Below are 18445 nucleotides of genomic sequence, written 5' to 3'. Positions count from 1 at the left end.
ACCCCTATCTTACGTTTCTGTCACAATCTACTCCAAATGATTGAAATAGGTGTATGCTATAATTGGACTGATAGTCAATCATTTACACCTTTATAGAGTAGGAAGTGAAGTAGATGTTCTCTATTTTAATTGTTGAAGACGAAACGAAAATCAGTGCAATTGTTGCTAGTCGTTTACAAACCTGGGGCTATGTGACGCACATCATCGAGGACTTTCAAAAAGTAGAAGAAGCATTTCTAACAATCGAGCCCCATCTCGTCATTTTGGATATTAACCTCCCTTATTTTAACGGATTTTATTGGTGCGAACGGATACGTAAACATTCCAATGTCCCTGTCCTTTTCCTATCTTCACGAACAGCAGAAATGGATATGATGATGGCTTTAAATATCGGCGGAGATGACTTTATTCAGAAACCTTTTTCTATGGAAATGCTTGTGACCAAAATACATACACTCCTTAGGAGATCATATACCTATCACACGGTCGAAATGGATATCATTCAACACCGTGACATCGCACTACATATTAAAAAAATGATGGTTTATATTGAAGATAAAGAAATCGAACTGACAAGAAATGAATTGAAGATTCTCTGTGTACTCTTTACCCATAAAAATCAAATTGTTCAGCGTGATCAAATCATACGCGCATTATGGGAAGACGAAAACTTCATTGATGACAATACATTAACCGTTAATATCAATCGCTTACGGCGAAAATTGAGTGATTATGGCATTGAGGATTACATACAAACGAAAAAAGGACAGGGGTATATACTTGTATGAACATATCATTCACCCATTTTTTACGATTTCAGCGACGGACGATTGCAATGTATCTATTCATCATGACGTTTATAACCATCATGCTCTATGTAGAACCAACGATGTCGATTCACCTACAAAATATTATATATATCCATCTCATCACTTTTTCCATTTTCTCTTTCTATATGGCCATTGAATTTTTCAATATCAAAAAGTCTTTTTCTTACTTAGAACAACAGTGGAAAGATGGTCAACGTATCCATGAAAATGTAAACCCTTCAAAAACGTATGAGCAATATTTGTATAGCCAATTCTTACAATCGGTTCATAACAATCACCAAGAAAAAATACTAACCATTTTACAAGAGAAAAAAGAAACGTTGGATTTTATGACTTCCTGGTTTCATGAAATAAAAACACCCATCGCAATTAGCAAATTGATTGTTGAAACAAACCCTAAAAGCCCAGATCTCATAAGCATAGACGATGAAATTTCGACAATTGATGACTATGTTGAACAAGCCTTATACTTTGTTCGAACTGATGATTTTAACCATGATTATTTCATTTCTCAAACAGCATTGGACCACATCGTGCGGTCAGTTATTAAACAACAGGCTAAGCTGTTTATTAAAAAGAACATAAAGGTAGACTTTCAAGTAGAGTCAACTGACATTTTGACAGACAAAAAATGGTTTGAATATGTTCTCTCCCAAATTCTTTCAAATTCATTAAAGTATACGGAAGATGGGGGAACAATTCGTCTACTATCAGAAGAAGATTCGAAGGAAGTTAGGTTAATTATTTCAGATAACGGGATTGGTATTTCTCCATCGGATCTATCGAGGATCTTCGACAAAGGCTTCACGGGGACAAGCGGAAGAATTCATAAAAAATCAACAGGAATCGGCCTATATTTAGCACAAAAACTAGCCAATAAACTTGGACATACGCTTTCTGTCACTTCAAAAGAAAATGACTATACTACATTTACTATTCATTTCCCAAAAGGATTAGATTATTATTCTATCCTGTAGAATCAAAAAGTGAGGCAAGCACTATTTCATGCCGCCTCACTTTTCATTAATTCACTAATTTATTCCCAGAAATAACTGTCATCTTATAATAACAGCCATACAAAGCCGAATAGCCTGCTGTACTTATAAAAATAGGTGTTATCATATTCAAATCCATCACTTTTGATATTGACATCAACATCATAAAGCAATGTGAAATTCCCACTAGAAGTGGCAAAAGAAACATAATCATGTATTGTCTTGCGATAACCTGCTGTACTTTTCGTCTACTCATACCAACATTTCTCAACGTCAAATACCGTTGTCGATCTCCCTCCGCCTCCGTTAGCATTTTGAAATAAATGATACTCCCCGTGGCAGAAAGAAAAACTAGCCCTAAAAATCCAAATGTGAAAATAATCATTCCATAAATCGATTGAGCTTCCTGGTAACTCTCTGAAAAACTATAGAAAACAGTGCCTGATGGCTCAAGCTCAATCAGATTTATTTGATTACTTGGCAACTTGGTCTCAAAAAGTACTTTTAATTGTTCTGTTAACGCAGCAGACTGCTTTTCATTGCCCACTTTAAATACATGGGAAGTGATAGGACTATACTCGCTTTGCAGCTTTCGATAGATTGTATCGTTGACAATGAGCACAGACGGCTGGACACTATAATTAAATATGGATTCAATGTTGTTTTGTACAATACTTAGAAGAACGTCTTCATTGGATAACAAGAGCGCTAGTGAATGACCAACATTCTCGTCTTTTTTTTGCGAACCAATGAAATTCTTGCCCACTATAGCCGTTTCATTTTCATTCAATTTGGGTATTGGAGTCCCCCTTAACTGATTCGAAAGTCGATTATAGACCGTCTCAGATAGCACGGCAAACTGTTCATTATAATAGTTAAACCCAGCTGGAATTCTTTCCAAAGCAATCGCATGACCATCCACCATTATATAATCAAATATTTCGTCAAATAACAGCGGATATTCCTGATTATGTCGAATAAGTGCTGTCATTTGATGATCCAGTTCTTCTGAAATGACGTCATACTGATAGCTAAATGGCACATGTTCTTCCATTGTATGCAAAGTATTATAGTAAACGGTATAAGCAAAGCCAAATGCTACGAGTGTCATTCCATTCAGTAAAGAAATGATTGTTAGCATGATGGCATTACTTTTTAAGCGACTGATAATTTGTGTAAGTGTTAATAAATTACGCCATTTATAATAAATCAATTTGTTATTTTGTAAGATTTGAACAAAAAAACCACTAAGTGAATGAAAAAAGAAATAGGTTCCCACAATCATAAGAACAATCATCAGAAATAAATTACGACCAAAATGATCATGCCAACTTGGTGAATCCACGGCCGTTAACAGCATCCAATAGCTCATCCCTATAAAACAGAAAGAAAGCAACGCGGTGACAATAGATGGTTTCCGACTGCTTTGCACTTTATTTTCAGCCTGGAACAAGTCAATTAATTGAAAGCGATACAAGATTGCATAGCCTTGCAGCGAAGTAACGCACGTCATCATAGCAAACACCACTACTGTTTGCACAATAGCCACATCGTTTATTGTAAATTGAATCACTATTGAATAGCCCATTAGTTTAATTAAAATCATACTGAAAAATGTAGAAAATAATTGGCCAAGACTAATTCCAAGAACAAGTGCAAGAGCGCTTAGTAAAGCATTTTCATAACATAGCATGACAGCTATTTTTTTCTTCGGCGTACCTAATAAAGCATACAGCCCTATCTCTCGCTTTCGCTTTTGAATAAAAAAAGTATTGGAATACCCAATAAAGATGACCATAAACAACAATAAAATAAAGGAGGCTACATGAAGCAATGGCTGCATTTTATCGTTTAGATTAGAAACATTTGCAATTTGTTCGTTGTATTGCAAAGAAACAAATGTAAAATAAATTAAGATGCTAAATACCATGGAGGCCATATAAATAAAATATTGGCGGAAATTATGCCTCAAGCTTTTCATGACTACATTAAATAAGGTCATGACCCCCGCCTCCTAAAGAGGACAAGGTCGTTACTAATTGATCGAAGAAATATTTTCGATCCTTATCTCCCCTAACAAGCTCTGTTACTAAGCCACCATCTTTCATGAAAACAATGCGATCACAGTAACTCGCAGCCAATGCATCATGGGTAACCATTAAAATCGTTGTTTCGTAATCTTGGTTTATTGTTTTAAAAGCCGTTAATAAGTCCAATGAGGATTTAGAATCTAAGGCCCCTGTTGGTTCATCCGCTAATACAAGACTTGGCTTACCAATAATGGCACGCGCCGTAGCTGTCCGCTGTTTTTGTCCACCAGATGTTTGATAGGGATAGTGATCTACAATCGATTGTATGCCTAAAACCGTGGCAATTTCCTCTACTTTCTCTTCCATTCCATATACAGAGTGATTAGCAAGTGCCAATGGAAGAAGAATATTTTCCTTCATCGTTAAGGAATCCAATAGATTATAATCTTGAAAAATGAATCCGAGATGTTTTCTCCTGAGTTCAGATAGGGACTCGTCATGCAGCGTCGTAATTTCCTTTCCCCTAATTTGAATACTTCCTGAAGTAGGTTTGTCAATCATTGCAATGATATTCAACAATGTTGTTTTTCCTGCTCCGGAGGGTCCCATGATCCCTACAAACTCTCCTTTTCGTACAGTCAAATCTACATTCCGTAAGACCGTAAAAAAGTTATTTTTGTTTCCATATACTTTTTGAATTCCCCTTGCTTGTAAGACAATCGTCAATTCCTATTCCTCCCAACCACCCTCAACTAATCCGAGGTCTGTTTGCTTTCGAATTAAGCATAACGTGTTGGCATACAGTCATCCATGGATAAAGCGAACAAAGAGAACAGGCTACCTTACATTTTTGTCACTCACTGTACTGCCAGATGTTCAACGAATAGCGGTTCATGCTTATTGTCGGCTAAACAGAAAAGAGACTACTCTCCAAAAGCAGTCTCTTGTCCATTCTCACAAATAATTCTCGCGCCATTCCTTCCGTTCTTTTTCATTCAACTGCGCTTCGAGCGTTTTATCCCAATGCCCCAACAGCGTATTCCAAACCCGTGCATACAGCATGTCCTCCGTCTTATTGTACAGTCGAAATTCAAGACAAGGCACAGCATCGGTTTGAACATTTGTAGCAGAGACTATTTTAGAGATGACAACTTGAGCATCTCCTTCACTAGATTCTACCTTTAGCGATTGTAACGCAGCGACTGCATCCGTTTTCGCAAGAGATTTGACTGTCCAATCGGCAAAATTCTTTTGATAACGGTATGCTTCTTGCCCTTCATCTGATGAAAACCCCTCTATATTTCCAGTCAGAAAAGCTTCATGACATGGACTATACAATGCCTGTTTAGCCCCATCTTCTGGTTCATGGGAGAATACCCCACTTTCCAGTTGCTGAATCCCCGCCTTAGTTAATGTAAAAGAGTTTCCCTTGTTTTCTAGGACACCTGTTCTCGACATTTTGTCGATTAAATCGTTGATAAACAATTGTTCAACAAGTAGAATGTCGCTTAATTCTTCTGCATCAGCAATTTCTTCTGTTTGAAAAGCCATCAGCATCATTTTCATTAAAATATCCATTTGTGTACGCTTCACCGTTTGATAAGCAATCTCTATGGAATGAACAGGTAAACCCCATGACAGAGATTCCAAGATTTTCACATTAAAATCCTGCTGCAACTCTTTTATTAACCGTTGTTTTAACTCTTCCACACAAACTCCACCCTTGTTTCAGTCATTCGATTATCTTCTATTTTACCATAAACAAAACCGCCAAAGGATTGTATATCCCGTAGCGGTTTTGCTGATTTCTTATTTAATACGTTCTTCTGTTTCACAATCAAAGAAATGGGCGTTGCTTAGGTTAAACGCTAAGTCAACTGTTTCACCTGCGACAACATTGAAACGTGCATCGACGCGTGCAACAAAATCTTGGTTATCTACTTTAGAATACATAATAATTTCTGCACCCATTAGCTCAGCAACTTCAACGCCGACTGTAATCTTCGTTTCAGGAGAAGCATCAATGAATAATGGCTCATCATGAATATCCTCTGGACGAATACCAAGAATGATATCTTTACCTACATACCCTTGCTCACGAAGCGCTTTCATTTTCCCACCTGGAACAAGTACTTTTACATCTCCCATAACGAAATGATCGCCTTCAATCTTACCATTCAGGAAGTTCATAGCTGGTGAACCGATAAATCCACCAACAAATACGTTATTTGGCTCATCGTATACTTCTTTAGGAGCCCCTACTTGCTGAATAATACCATCCTTCATAACAACAAGACGCGTTGCCATTGTCATCGCTTCCGTTTGGTCATGCGTTACATAAACTGTTGTTGTTTGTAGACGTCTGTGTAATTTTTGAATCTCTGCACGCATTTGCACACGTAGCTTAGCATCCAAGTTCGATAACGGCTCATCCATTAGGAATACTTCAGCATCCCGGACAATCGCACGTCCCAAAGCAACACGCTGACGCTGACCACCTGATAGCGCTTTCGGTTTACGCGTTAACATATCTTCTAGTCCTAAAATTTTAGCTGCATTATCTACACGTTTTTTGATTTCGTCTTTCTTCAATTTACGAAGCTTCAGACCAAACGCCATATTATCGTAAACGTTCATATGTGGATATAGTGCGTAGTTCTGGAAAACCATTGCGATGTCACGATCCTTTGGCGGCACATCGTTTACACGTTTGCCACCGATGAAAAGATCCCCGTCTGTAATTTCTTCCAAACCAGCAATCATTCGAAGTGTTGTAGATTTACCACAACCAGATGGACCTACCAATACTAGAAATTCTTTATCGCGAATTTCTAAGCTGAAATCTTTAACAGAAACAACATCCTTATCATAAACTTTTCTGATATTCTTTAATTGCAAATCTGCCATTTTCTTTTCCCCCTAAGTATGTAAGTGCTTTCAATAACTAATAACAGCATACAATATTTTCACTATTTGAGTAATGGTGAATATGCACAAAGATTTATTTCCTCTTCGTGCATATTTACAAATAGGCTTATTTTCTCGCTAAAAACGCTAAATATACGGTCATCGCTTGGTGAAATTGCCGTATATCTATGCCCGTTTTCTCAAAAAAACGATCCAGTCGGTATTGTAAACTATTGCGGTGCATATGTAACGCTTTGGACGTTTCCGATAAATTCAAATTGCATTGTACAAACGTTTCAATCATTTTTAACGTTTCTTCATCATCCTTGTATTCTTGTAAAACAGTTTGACTCATATCTGAACGAAAATCTGCATCCGTTTCATGAATTAATAAATAAGGGATTGCGTCAATATACGTCACAACCGCCTTATTTGAATAGGTAAATACATTTTTAGCCGCATCGAATAAAGAATGATAATGTTGTGCAATCCCTTCTTGTCCTTGTCGATAAGGGCCTACAAAGAAGTTAATTTTGACATATAAATCACTCATTAATACATCTATGATTTGTTCATAAGATGTACTGTCTTCAACTGTTGTTTGTTCCTCTATAATGACCCCTTCATAGCCATTGGCCCATAGAATAGGGACTGGTTTAGTAAATAGTTCCTGTATTGCACTTTTAAAGACAATAGGATCCACTTCATTTTTTTTATTGAAAAGTAGACGAAGCGATAAAGACTTGCCCATTTTAAATCAACGTTAGCACTTGATTCAGTCGAATCAATAGCTTTACTCCACTTTTTCTCCTCATCCGTAGGGATTGGAAAGTTTATGTTATAAGGTACTAAAAAAGTAGCTAATACGGATGTATCTTTTTGAGTTAACTCGTCTTCTTGAATGCCAATAATGTCATCATTCATTACAAACCATTTATATGTATGGTCTACATTGTCCTGATCTTCGGAATAAATGATTAGGGAAGGATAGATTTTACGTAGTTGATTGATCATGGAAATACCTCTTTCTTTCCAAATGAACTCTTGAAATAAATGATTATATAACAATTTTACCACATAACTTCCATTGTTTATGGATAAATGTAAAAACGCCAAAGGGGGATTTTATCCTTTAGCGTTTTTGTGATAAATTGCTTATTTAAATGCAATTGTCTTCCAATCGGTTAGTACTACTCATAAAAGACAGGAATCAACAAATAGCCTCAGTCTTTTATGAGTATGTTTCAGCCATGAAGTTAGTTTACAACCAAAACAACTGATCTATACTACCATCATTCATCTACCAACTTCTTTTAAAATCCCGACTTCTTAATATCCCCTAAATATGTCAAACTTCCTTTAGGATATCTAGTTTGAGTTGATCTATCAACAGCTATTAATCCAAATGTTTGCTCATACCCCAATTGCCATTCAAAATTATCGAGTAATGACCAGTACATATAACCAATCACATTAATACCTTCTTCTATTGATTGATGCACACCACTCAGTGCACGTTCTATAAATTCTACTCTTTCCTCATCATTGTCTGTCGATATACCATTTTCAGTAACCATCATCGGTTTATCCCAGTGTTTAGAAACAAATCGTAGAACACCCTCCAATGCCTCTGGATAATATTCATAACCCATTTTTGTTAGTCTAGCATGATCATCTGTATGAACGACACCATTCGGCCCATGTATCTTCCGTGAATAATTTTGAACACCTAAAAAATCATCATCCTGAAGATATGGTAGATAGTAAAGAAAGTCATCATACTGCTCTTTTTCCACGTATTCCTCTCCACCAGGTAGTGCCTGATGATCATAAAGCGACAACGAAATTCCAACCTTAATATTGGGATTCATTGCCTTTATGACTTGCCTTGCTTTTTCATGGCACCCCATTATAATTCGTTCACCTTCTTCGGTCCGAGGTGCTAAAAATGTCTGTACTTTCCTAGGATCAATTCCAAATACCTCACCTAGAGATCGGTAGTATTTCTCCATTTTACTTTTCATATCTACATTAAGACCGACCTGAATATCTCTATCTTTTATACTGGACTCTTTCATCGTTTTCATAATCTTAGCGATTTGTTTCCCCATATTCGCTTCGTTAATTGTGCAAATATATGGAATCAGTTCGCCTAACTTCGATACAACATATTTACTATAATGTCCAAAGTAATCAATGGTCATTTCACTTTCCCAGCCCCCCTCAGAAATCAACCATTTGGGTGATGAAAAGTGATGTAAGGTTACAATTGGTGTGATACTATTTTGATGGCAAAATTCAAGAACCTCCCTATAATGTTGAATCTCCTTTTTATCAAAATTGCCTTTTGTTGGCTCTACTCTCGCCCATTCGATAGAAAATCTGTAGGAGTTGCAGCCTACATCCACCAACAGTTGGATATCTTCTTTATACTTATGATAATGATCAACTGCATCTAACGAAGGCTCCTTGTATGAAGAACCTGTAATATGTTCCATTGCCCAAAAGTCGCTATTTACATTATTCCCTTCCACTTGATGTGCAGCTGTTGCAGCACCAATCAAAAAGTTACCTTTAAACTTTTTCATTTATACTATCCCCTTCCTGACTATTTATTTCACACGCTTTAATATCACTTTAACCAAATACATAATATTCTTTTCTAAACTTTCACGATTCATTCGACCATCTGCTTGTCCTTCAAGAATTGGTGTAACATACGTATCGTCTTGAGATCCCGGCGTTATCCAGCAATTACCCGCTTGTACAGTTGCTACAACATCTGTCGTATCATACGAATTCCAATAGGTCATCACAAAACCATCAAACCCGAATTCTTGCCTGAAAATACCTTGAATCATTTCTTCATCTTCAGCCGTAAATACAACGTTTGTAGCATTATAGCCAGTCATAATAGGATCTGGTTTATTCAATTCACTTCAATCGTCACTTCGAAAGCCTTTAAATATAGTTCTCGTAAGTCAGCCATGACTCCCGTCGGATGGGGATCTTCCGAAAAATACTCCGGATGTCTGCCATTCAGTGGACTCCTGTGGAGATTCTTCCCAGGAGCCAGGATCATATGAATCCCATGTTCTTTTGCTTCTTCCACAATAACTCTTCCTACTCCGAAAGCCAATTCGGAATTAAATGTAGAACCAAGGTTCACACTTGAGGCATTCCGATATTTGGAGATTTAACATTCACCCTGTGGTTTCCATCTGCAACGACAAATTCCTTTATGTCATATTGATCCAATAAAAAGATGCACCAATTCTTTATCGGAGAATTGTTATATAAAACTACTCAATAATTCAGGGTTTGCTAATACATCTGAGTCAATTTCATAACAGAACACTTAGCCCTAAGATCCGAACAAGGTTGATTTGCGCTCCAGGCGGACGCGGGCACGGCTTCAGCCAATCGAACAGCGAAGGGTTCGATTTGCCGTATTTCTACGTTCTTTGCGGAAATTAAGGCATCCTGCTCTTCTCAACGCTTCACTTTTGTTCGCAAAAGCCGTTCTTCGCGACGGCTTTCGCTGGAGTCGCCGACTTGCGCTCCAATCAACGAGAGTAGAACGTCATATTTACGAATATTCAATAGAATAATCATACAATTATTCGCCTTTTCGACCGAACTAGGTAATTATGAAATCGACTCATCTGTGTATTTTATTAATGTTGATTCATCTTTCATATTTTATTTCTCCCTTGATTCTAAATCGGCAATAATTCCAGAGTACTCTTTGTCGAGTTTATAAAATGATAGGAGAATAATAATTAGCATCGATAGTAAAATTGGAATGTAAATATTTATTGCCATAATCATTTGGTTTGCAAAAGCTGATTGGATTTCCTGACCTGCAGCATATCCTCCTAATGCAAGTAACCAGCCAACCCCTGCTATACCTAAGCCAGAACCTACTTTCCCAGCAAAACTCGTCCCGCTATTAACCATTCCCTCCATTCTTAGACCCGCCTTCCATTCGCCATACTCAATGGTGTCACTTATCATGGCGACCAACAAAGCCATTGTGGGAATTACACCTAGCCCAGCGATGATAATTCCAGTGACACCAATAGCTACACTATATGGATCAATTAATCTAATCAGATTCCCTATAATTATGAGAATTGTACCCAAAACAACAACATTTTTCTTTCCAAGCCTTTTTACAAGTGGTGCTATAAAAACGAAACCAACAATCATTGGTAAAAATCCTGCTGCACCTATTACAGCGATCAAATTAATATTATGCCAAATATATTGCGCATAATATATACCTGCGGATGCATTCAGTACACCCAAGATAGATACGGAAATCTGTACTCCAAGTAACACAACCAAATATTTATTTGTAAATATTACCTTAAGTTTATTTTTCAACGGGATTTTCATTTCTTTTTCTACTTTTTCAGGAGAAGAAGCGATTTCTTTGGTAGACTTAAATGAAACTAGTATCGAAATTCCTGCCAATATTGAAATTATTATTATTAAAGTAGACCATGACTTTTGGTCGCCTCCCATTGATGTCACTAGCGGGATAAACACAATTGACATCGCCATTCCTGCCGCCATTCCAAAGATAGACCGAACTATCCCCATTAAAGATCTGTCATACGGATTCCTCGTTGTTAGCGCCATTAAACTATAATAAGCAATTGAAAGTCCTGTTAAACCAACAGAGAAAAACAGTGCATTGGTCACAAGAATATAGATGACCTGTCCAGTATTGCCCATATTCGGCATATAGAATAGAGCTATTGCAGCTAACACTGTAGGCAAAGTCATCCATAGCAACCAAGGTCTCGCTTTTCCATATTTTGATTTTGTACGGTCTAACAAACTACCCATAATTAAATCTGTAAAGCCATCAAACACGCGGGATATCAAAATTAAAGTACCTACTAATCCAGCCGCTATTCCAGCAACATCAGTATAGTAATACAATAAGACACTACTAAACCCTGCAAATAAATTCATTCCCATCTGTCCAGCGCCATCACCAATGAGTCTCTTTCTAGACATTTCTCTTTTAGCAGATGAATCAGATTTAACCCCTTCAATATTGGGTTCTTCGATGTTACTTACCATATTCTTCTCCTCCTTTTCTTTCCCAACCTTTATCCACTCAAATAATGGCAACGCTTTCAAAATCAACGAAAATAGTTTCATCGACTTTGCAGTAAAAATTCTGTTCTTTTTATGAAATTTAAAGAAGATATTCTCTTCTAGAATGATAACTAGAAGAGATTATTTTCTATTTCAGAAGTTACTAACATACTGCCCTAGTGTTTCCCTACTTACTTATACTGAATTTCCCTTATACTGCTCTTCATTTAAAAGCTGAATCATATCTGTCAGCATCTCTTCTGTAAATGCTCCGTTGCTATAATTCACAATAGCCCGCAATGGTAAATCTTTCATTACGGCAGTGACCATTTCGCTTGCTTTATCATTGTCAGACACATTATTCGTTGAGCTTCCTGCATTCATTTTTGCTGTCAGTTTCCGGGCAAGTGGCGCAAGAATTGGATCAGCCATCAAATCACCCACCGTTGTATTTCTATGAACAGACTTTTTAACATCAACAGTAGATTCAATAAAAATGGTGTCTTGCAGTATAATTTCTTTAGAAGACTTTCCGATGAGAATTTCAAAATCCCCTGTTTCCACATGCCAATCTTCCAATTCAGTATTGTAGTAAGCAAACGCTCGTCTACTAAGTTGGAATGTTACGGTTTGCTCCTCACTTGGCTGCAATTCAACTTTTTCAAAGCCCTTAAGCTCTTTTTCTGGTCTAATCACCGTACTCACCACATCTTTTATATAGAGCTGGACTACTTCTTTTCCTGCAACATCTCCTGTGTTTTTCACATTTACTGTTATCGTTACGGTTTCGCTATCCTTCATTTCCTTTCTGTTACTCTTAAGATTGCTATATTCAAAACTTGTATAACTTAACCCGAAGCCAAATGAGAATAAAGGCTCAATTTCTTTCTTATCATAGTATCGATAACCTACAAAAATACCTTCTTTATATTCCACTTTATCTCCTTCACCTGGGAAGTTTAGGAATGAAGGATTATCACTTAATCGTTTTGGAAAGCTTTCAGCTAGTTTCCCACTTGGATTCGCTTCCCCAAATAGCAAGTCAGCGATTGCACCACCAAGTGCCTGACCACCTAAATAGCCTTCAAGCAACCCTTTCACTTTATTAATCCATGGCATTTCGATTGGGGCTCCATTACTTAATACAACAACAATATTTTGGTTAACTTCTGCAATTGCTTCTATTAGCGACACATGATTTTCTGGTATACGTAAATGCTCACGATCGTAACCTTCTGATTCATAGCGATCAGGAAGACCAACAAAGAGGACTACTGTCTCTGCATTTATTGCCACTTCTTTTGCTTCATTGATTAACTTTTCATCTACCTCATCACTATCAAGGCTATAACCTTCTGCAAACAAAACATTCCCATTATCAGCTACACTCTCAATTTCAGCTACAATATTTTCTAGTTTTGTAGGGTTGATACGGGAACTTCCTCCCCCTTGATATCTTGGTGTCTTGGCAAATGCCCCAATTACTGCAACTGCCTCTTCTTTCTTCAGCGGAAGAATCTGGTCCTCATTTTTTAGAAGTACCATACTTTCTCTAGCTACCTCTCTTGCCAGTTGATGATGCGCTTTCATGTCGAAAATTGCGTTATCTTTCTTGTTATCAGCAGCTTTAAAAATAATCGTCAGCAATCTCTCTACCGCCTTGTCCAACTTTATCTCCGACAGTTCCCCACTTTTTACTGCATTTATAATTTTTTGATCTCCAAGTCCGCCAGTTGGGGGCATCTCAAGTTCCAGACCATTTGCCAAGCCTTCCACACGTTCATTTACTCCACCCCAATCGGAAACTACAAACCCCTCAAAGCCCCATTCTTCTTTTAAAATATCGTTTAATAAATAGCTATTCTCTGAAGCGAATTCTCCGTTCACTTTGTTATAAGCCGCCATGACTGTCCACGGTTGCGACTGCTTGATAGCGCCTTCAAAACTAGCTAGATAAATTTCACGAATTGTTCTTTCGTCAACAATTGCATTGATTGACATTCTACGATATTCTTGGTTATTGACTGCAAAATGTTTTAAAGAAGTACCTACACCTTGGCTTTGGACCCCTTCAATGTGATTAGCTGCCATTTCAGACGAAAGATACGGGTCTTCTGAAAAATATTCAAAGTTTCTACCACAAAGAGGAGAACGCTTAATATTTGCAGCTGGTCCAAGTAAAATGGCCACATCTTCAGCTTGACATTCCTCTCCCAAGGCTTCCCCTACTCTTTTGATCAATTTTCGATTCCAAGAACTCGCCATTCCAACAGCTGATGGAAAACAGGTCGCCGGAACACTATCAAAAATTCCTAAGTTATCTGCTCCACCCTTTTGTTTCCGAACCCCATGTGGCCCATCAGTTACCATAATTGATGGAATTCCTAGTCTTTCTATTCCCTTCATCCTCCAAAAATCCAACCCTGAACATAAACCAACTTTTTCTTCCAATGTCATTTCTTTGATTAACTTCCCGATATTTCGGCTCATATAAATTCCTCCAACTTACTATTTTATCCGTAATAATAAATGCCTTAACATTTCAGAATTCAGCTATTTATGACCCCCTATCATTCAATTTCCTCTTCTGTTAATCTGCTTTCTAAATGTAGATTAACATTCTACAAAAAACACTTATGGTATTTTTATAATATCTTTGGTAATATAACCTAAACCTTTAGATTCTTTAGTTTTCAAAAAAATTTAGGAGTGGATAATAAATGATGAGCTCCAACATCGATGTAATTAAGAGTTTATGTAAACTCGTTTCCAATACTTTTGACTTAGCAACTTTATTCATCGAACCTAATGGGAATGTCGCTTTCGAATGTATAAATAATCAAGTCCTAAATCCTTTATATAAAAATGAAAAACAAAATTTATTTAATACGATGCAGTTCAATCCTAATGAACAATCCAGCTTTCCAGTCATAAGGAAAACCCTCCTTTCAGAAAATTACATATTAATAAGTATTTTTCTTAATGATGATTTTAATGGAACAGTTTTAATTGGACCTTCAAAACCACACGAATTTTCTAAAATAGAGTTAAACGGACTGATAAATGATGTTCAAGGATTTTTTTCCCGCGAACAAGTCTTTAATTATTATAAAGTTATCCCAACTTTTACATATGAGAAACTAATAGACATCGGCATAATGGCGTTTAAATTATTCAATGGAATTTTACTTCCTATTGGAAAAGTGTTGAGCAAGAACAACGAACTTATTCAAACCGTGGAAATAAATAAGAAGGTAATTTCAATTGCTTCCAAAAATTTGCAGTCAGGAGTATTACATCATGATCCTTTACTTGAAAAAGAAATTTTTAATATAATTAAAGAAGGAAGGGTAGAAGATTTAAAGGATTTTTCTATTTTAAGAGATGAAGAAAGTGTTGGTATTTTATCAAAATCTAGCTATATTCGTTCATTAAAAAATAATATCATCGTCCTCATCACATTAGTAACCCGGTCTTCAATTGAAGGAGGGCTACATCCTGAATTTGCCTTTGCCTTAAGTGATACTTTTATACAACAGCTTGAGGAATTGAATAACTTCAATGAAATTAAAGAATTAGCCCAAGAAGTTCGATATACATTTACGTATAAAGTTTCACAAATTAAGAAAAATCGTTATTCTAAGACGATTACCCTCTGTCAAAATTACATCTTTACTAATATTTATGAAAATATTAATCATAATGATATAGCAGAAATGATTGGACTAAGCCCCCAACATCTGTCCTCCTTATTTAAAAAAGAAGTCGGTATTTCTTTGAGCGAATTTAGACAACAAGAGCAAGTTAATGAAGCAAAAAAGTTGATTTTATATAGTAATACACCTTTTTCCGAAGTCTCTGCATTACTCAACTTTTCTGACCAAAGTTATTTTACAAAAGTCTTCAAAAAACATGTCGGTATTACCCCAAAACAATATAAAGAAAGAAGTTATCTTTTAGAGGAATGATGAAAAAATATGAGCACATTACTCCAGAAGTTTTTCTGGGTAATGTGCTCATTACGTACGCTCTAAATCAAGTTATTTTCTCGCCAACAATGCCAAATACACGGTCATTGCTTGGTGAAATTGCCGTATATCTATGCCCGTTTTCTCCAAAAAACGGTCCAGCCGATATTGTAAACTATTGCGGTGCATATGTAAGGCTTTTGATGTTTCCGATAAATTCAGATTACACTGTACAAACGTTTCAATCATTTTTAATGTTTCCTCATCGTCTCGATATTCTTGCAAAACAGTTTGGCTCATATCAGAACGGAAGTCTTCATCCGTTTGATGAATCAATAAATAAGGGATAGCGTCAATGTACGTGACAACTGCCTTATTTGAATAAATAAATACGTTTTTAGCCGCATTAAGTAAAGAATGATAATGTTGTGCAATCCCTTCCTGTCCTTGTCGATAAGGGCCCACAAAGAAGTTGATTTTGACATATAAATCACTCATTAATAAATCAATAATTTGTTCATAAGATGTACTGTCTTCAGCTGTTGTTTGTTCCTCAATAATGATTCCTTCAGAGCTATTGGCCCATAAAATAGGAACTGGTTTAGTAAATAGTTCCTGTATTGCACTTTTAAAGACAATAGGATCCACTTCATTTTTTTTAATTGAAAAGTAGACAAAGCGATAAGGACTTGTCCATTTTAATGCAGAACTTGTACTTGATTCAGCCCCATGAATTACTTTACTCCACTTTTGTTCTTCATCCGTAGGTATCGGAAAGTTCACGTTATAAGGCACTAGAAAAGTGGCCAATACGGATGTATCCTTTTGAGTTAACTCCTCTTCATGAATGCCAATAATGTTATCGTCATTCATCACAAACCACTTATATGTAGGATCTAAATTGTCTTCACCTTCGGCATAAATAATCAGTGATGGATAGATTTTACGCAGTTGATTGATCATTGAAATACCTCTTTCTTTTTTTCGAAATTCGCCCTCTTCATCATTATATACAAAAGAAGAGAGCGAGTTTGGAAAAGTGATCATTCAATTACTTGCGGGTCGCACTTTAGCCTTGTCAGCTTCTCCGGCATTTTTATTCGCTTCATCTCGATCAAGGGACATTTCTTCCACAGTTTTCACCTGGAGACGTGCCGCACCTTTATAGTCTTGCGTTGGAAGTAATGTATGATTATCTAGTCTATAAGCCGCTTCTTTGACTGCTTGTTCATATTGTGGCAACCACTGGCTCTGAGCCACTAGCATTTCGTCAACCATTTGCCAAATTTCATTTGGGTTACAAACAGCACCTACAAGCGGATCCATCATCATCGCCTGTCGTAGTAGTTTATCGTCACCATGGACAGCCGCTTCAACTGCTAGTCTCTGCACAGAAATACTGACATTACACACTGCCGCACAACCAAGAGGTAAATCCCCGACAAATGGCATGTTAATACCATTGCGATCCACATAGCCAGGTGCCTCGATAATCGCATCATTTGGTAAATTAGCGATAACACCGTTATTAATGACATTAAAATGACCTCTATAGACACGACCAGTTTCTAATCCTTCTATAATATAGGACCCGTGTTCTTCACTTCGATTTTCTTGTTTATATTCCAACGCAGGATCTTTCATCCAGTTTGGAAAATCAATTTCAAACCAATTTCGTCCTTCCGTACAAACCCGTAAATAACCGCCTGTTTCACCATTAATCCATACACCTAGGTCAATCCAATTGAGTATGTCCTCTCGATTTTTTCTATACCATGGCACATATTCACTCAGGTGTCCATTGGATTCTGTACTATAGTAGCCAAATCGCTTTAACATATCGATACGCACTTTTTCCGTGATTGGAAACTCTGGATGTTTTTCAAATGCCTCAAGTACCTTATCCGTTAGATCGATGCCGTCATGTTTCACTTGGATATACCATGTCTGATGATTAATGCCTGCACAAACAATATCGACTTCCTCTTTTTTCAGATTAAATACATCAGCAAGTTGTTGATGGCCATGTTGAACACCATGACATAATCCAATTGTTTTGACTCCGCCATATTGATTGCAAGCCCATGTAAGCATCGCCATTGGGTTTGCATAGTTCAGCAGCAGGCAATCCTCAGCAGCAACTTCCCGAATGTCCTTACAAATCGCCAACATTTCCGCGATGCCACGTTGCCCATACATAATACCACCAGCGCTTAATGTATCCCCTACGCATTGATCGACTCCGTATTTTAGCGGAATTTCAATATCGGTTTTAAACGCTTCTAATCCACCGATGCGCACAACATTAAAAATGTATTTAGCCCCTTCTAATGCAGCTTTTCGATCAGTAGTCGCTTGAATCTTAATCGATAACCCATTGTCATTGATATCGCGTTGACAAAGTTGCGTCACCATATCTAAGTTACTTGCGTTGATATCCGTAAAAGCAACCTCAATTTGTTGAAATTCAGACACGGCTAATAAATCTCGTAGCAACGATCTCGTAAACCCAATACTACCAGCACCAATAAACGCAATTTTAAATGACATACAATAACTCCCTTCTATTACAACTAATAAAATCCGACCTCAATGTAACC

Annotated in this window: 15 protein-coding genes; 3 read left to right on the top strand and 12 right to left on the bottom strand. The window is 37.0% G+C overall.

What is annotated here, in order from left to right:
- The first annotated feature begins 113 nt into the window (after nt 1-113).
- Together N1I80_RS09745 and N1I80_RS09740 are read left to right on the top strand one after the other, a co-directional pair.
- Nucleotides 114-788 carry a response regulator transcription factor gene (locus tag N1I80_RS09745; RefSeq protein ID WP_340737685.1) on the top strand — a complete coding sequence of 225 codons (675 nt, stop codon included), beginning with the start codon at nt 114-116 and terminating at the stop codon, nt 786-788.
- Nucleotides 785-1807 (top strand): sensor histidine kinase, encoded by a 1023-nt coding sequence (locus tag N1I80_RS09740; protein WP_340737684.1) that lies wholly within the window; start codon nt 785-787, stop codon nt 1805-1807. Before N1I80_RS09745 ends, N1I80_RS09740 begins: the two co-directional genes overlap by 4 nt.
- Before the next feature lie 46 nt (nt 1808-1853).
- On the opposite strand, the gene N1I80_RS09735 is transcribed toward N1I80_RS09740, so the two are convergent.
- The 10 genes from N1I80_RS09735 to N1I80_RS09690 form a co-directional block, all read right to left on the bottom strand.
- Entirely contained in the window at nt 1854-3827 is a 1974-nt protein-coding gene (locus tag N1I80_RS09735) for an FtsX-like permease family protein (protein WP_340737683.1), read from the bottom strand.
- Nucleotides 3814-4581: an ABC transporter ATP-binding protein gene (locus tag N1I80_RS09730; RefSeq protein ID WP_340737682.1), complete on the bottom strand. Its 768-nt coding sequence runs from the start codon at nt 4579-4581 to the stop codon at nt 3814-3816. The genes N1I80_RS09735 and N1I80_RS09730 overlap by 14 nt, the downstream gene beginning before the upstream one ends.
- Before the next feature lie 228 nt (nt 4582-4809).
- Nucleotides 4810-5565, bottom strand: a complete 756-nt coding sequence (locus N1I80_RS09725; protein ID WP_340737681.1) for a hypothetical protein — start codon at nt 5563-5565, stop codon at nt 4810-4812.
- A gap of 99 nt (nt 5566-5664) precedes the next feature.
- Nucleotides 5665-6762 (bottom strand): ABC transporter ATP-binding protein, encoded by a 1098-nt coding sequence (locus N1I80_RS09720; protein WP_340737680.1) that lies wholly within the window; start codon nt 6760-6762, stop codon nt 5665-5667.
- Between the two features lie 127 nt (nt 6763-6889).
- On the bottom strand, nt 6890-7513 hold the full coding sequence (locus N1I80_RS09715; protein ID WP_340737679.1) for a PucR family transcriptional regulator: 624 nt from the start codon (nt 7511-7513) through the stop codon (nt 6890-6892).
- Nucleotides 7514-8075: 562 nt separating this feature from the next.
- Nucleotides 8076-9350, bottom strand: a complete 1275-nt coding sequence (locus tag N1I80_RS09710; protein WP_340737678.1) for a glycoside hydrolase family 1 protein — start codon at nt 9348-9350, stop codon at nt 8076-8078.
- A 24-nt stretch (nt 9351-9374) separates the two neighbouring features.
- Entirely contained in the window at nt 9375-9695 is a 321-nt protein-coding gene (locus N1I80_RS09705) for a hypothetical protein (protein ID WP_340737677.1), read from the bottom strand.
- On the bottom strand, nt 9692-9931 hold the full coding sequence (locus N1I80_RS09700) for a glycoside hydrolase family 3 N-terminal domain-containing protein (protein WP_340737676.1): 240 nt from the start codon (nt 9929-9931) through the stop codon (nt 9692-9694). The genes N1I80_RS09705 and N1I80_RS09700 overlap by 4 nt, the downstream gene beginning before the upstream one ends.
- 533 nt (nt 9932-10464) lie before the next feature.
- Nucleotides 10465-11859 (bottom strand): MFS transporter, encoded by a 1395-nt coding sequence (locus tag N1I80_RS09695; protein WP_340737675.1) that lies wholly within the window; start codon nt 11857-11859, stop codon nt 10465-10467.
- A gap of 213 nt (nt 11860-12072) precedes the next feature.
- Nucleotides 12073-14367, bottom strand: coding sequence for a glycoside hydrolase family 3 C-terminal domain-containing protein (locus tag N1I80_RS09690; RefSeq protein ID WP_340737674.1), 2295 nt, complete (start codon nt 14365-14367; stop codon nt 12073-12075).
- A 230-nt stretch (nt 14368-14597) separates the two neighbouring features.
- On the opposite strand from N1I80_RS09690, the gene N1I80_RS09685 reads away from it, so the two are divergent.
- The gene (locus N1I80_RS09685) at nt 14598-15845 is read left to right on the top strand and encodes a helix-turn-helix domain-containing protein (protein ID WP_340737673.1); all 1248 of its coding nucleotides are present in this window, start codon (nt 14598-14600) and stop codon (nt 15843-15845) included.
- Nucleotides 15846-15917: 72 nt separating this feature from the next.
- Here the strand turns inward: N1I80_RS09685 and N1I80_RS09680 are convergent, their stop codons facing one another.
- Together N1I80_RS09680 and N1I80_RS09675 are read right to left on the bottom strand one after the other, a co-directional pair.
- Nucleotides 15918-16808: a PucR family transcriptional regulator gene (locus tag N1I80_RS09680; RefSeq protein ID WP_340737672.1), complete on the bottom strand. Its 891-nt coding sequence runs from the start codon at nt 16806-16808 to the stop codon at nt 15918-15920.
- A gap of 84 nt (nt 16809-16892) precedes the next feature.
- Entirely contained in the window at nt 16893-18395 is a 1503-nt protein-coding gene (locus N1I80_RS09675; protein ID WP_340737671.1) for an alpha-glucosidase/alpha-galactosidase, read from the bottom strand.
- Between the last annotated feature and the right edge of the window lie 50 nt (nt 18396-18445).

Source organism: Sporosarcina sp. FSL K6-3457 (assembly GCF_038007285.1).
GTDB lineage: Bacteria > Bacillota > Bacilli > Bacillales_A > Planococcaceae > Sporosarcina.
The sequence above is the reverse complement of the archived record's forward strand: the minus strand, read 5'-3'. Positions and strand labels throughout refer to the sequence as shown.

What these genes read in the sequence shown, in the direction of transcription:
- N1I80_RS09710 (WP_340737678.1), bottom strand. Translation starts at nt 9,350, where the DNA reads ATGAAAAAGTTTAAAGGTAACTTTTTGATTGGTGCTGCAACAGCTGCA.
- N1I80_RS09695 (WP_340737675.1), bottom strand. Translation starts at nt 11,859, where the DNA reads ATGGTAAGTAACATCGAAGAACCCAATATTGAAGGGGTTAAATCTGAT.
- N1I80_RS09675 (WP_340737671.1), bottom strand. Translation starts at nt 18,395, where the DNA reads ATGTCATTTAAAATTGCGTTTATTGGTGCTGGTAGTATTGGGTTTACG.
- N1I80_RS09690 (WP_340737674.1), bottom strand. Translation starts at nt 14,367, where the DNA reads ATGAGCCGAAATATCGGGAAGTTAATCAAAGAAATGACATTGGAAGAA.
- N1I80_RS09735 (WP_340737683.1), bottom strand. Translation starts at nt 3,827, where the DNA reads ATGACCTTATTTAATGTAGTCATGAAAAGCTTGAGGCATAATTTCCGC.
- N1I80_RS09745 (WP_340737685.1), top strand. Translation starts at nt 114, where the DNA reads ATGTTCTCTATTTTAATTGTTGAAGACGAAACGAAAATCAGTGCAATT.
- N1I80_RS09720 (WP_340737680.1), bottom strand. Translation starts at nt 6,762, where the DNA reads ATGGCAGATTTGCAATTAAAGAATATCAGAAAAGTTTATGATAAGGAT.
- N1I80_RS09685 (WP_340737673.1), top strand. Translation starts at nt 14,598, where the DNA reads ATGATGAGCTCCAACATCGATGTAATTAAGAGTTTATGTAAACTCGTT.
- N1I80_RS09740 (WP_340737684.1), top strand. Translation starts at nt 785, where the DNA reads ATGAACATATCATTCACCCATTTTTTACGATTTCAGCGACGGACGATT.
- N1I80_RS09680 (WP_340737672.1), bottom strand. Translation starts at nt 16,808, where the DNA reads ATGATCAATCAACTGCGTAAAATCTATCCATCACTGATTATTTATGCC.
- N1I80_RS09715 (WP_340737679.1), bottom strand. Translation starts at nt 7,513, where the DNA reads ATGGGCAAGTCTTTATCGCTTCGTCTACTTTTCAATAAAAAAAATGAA.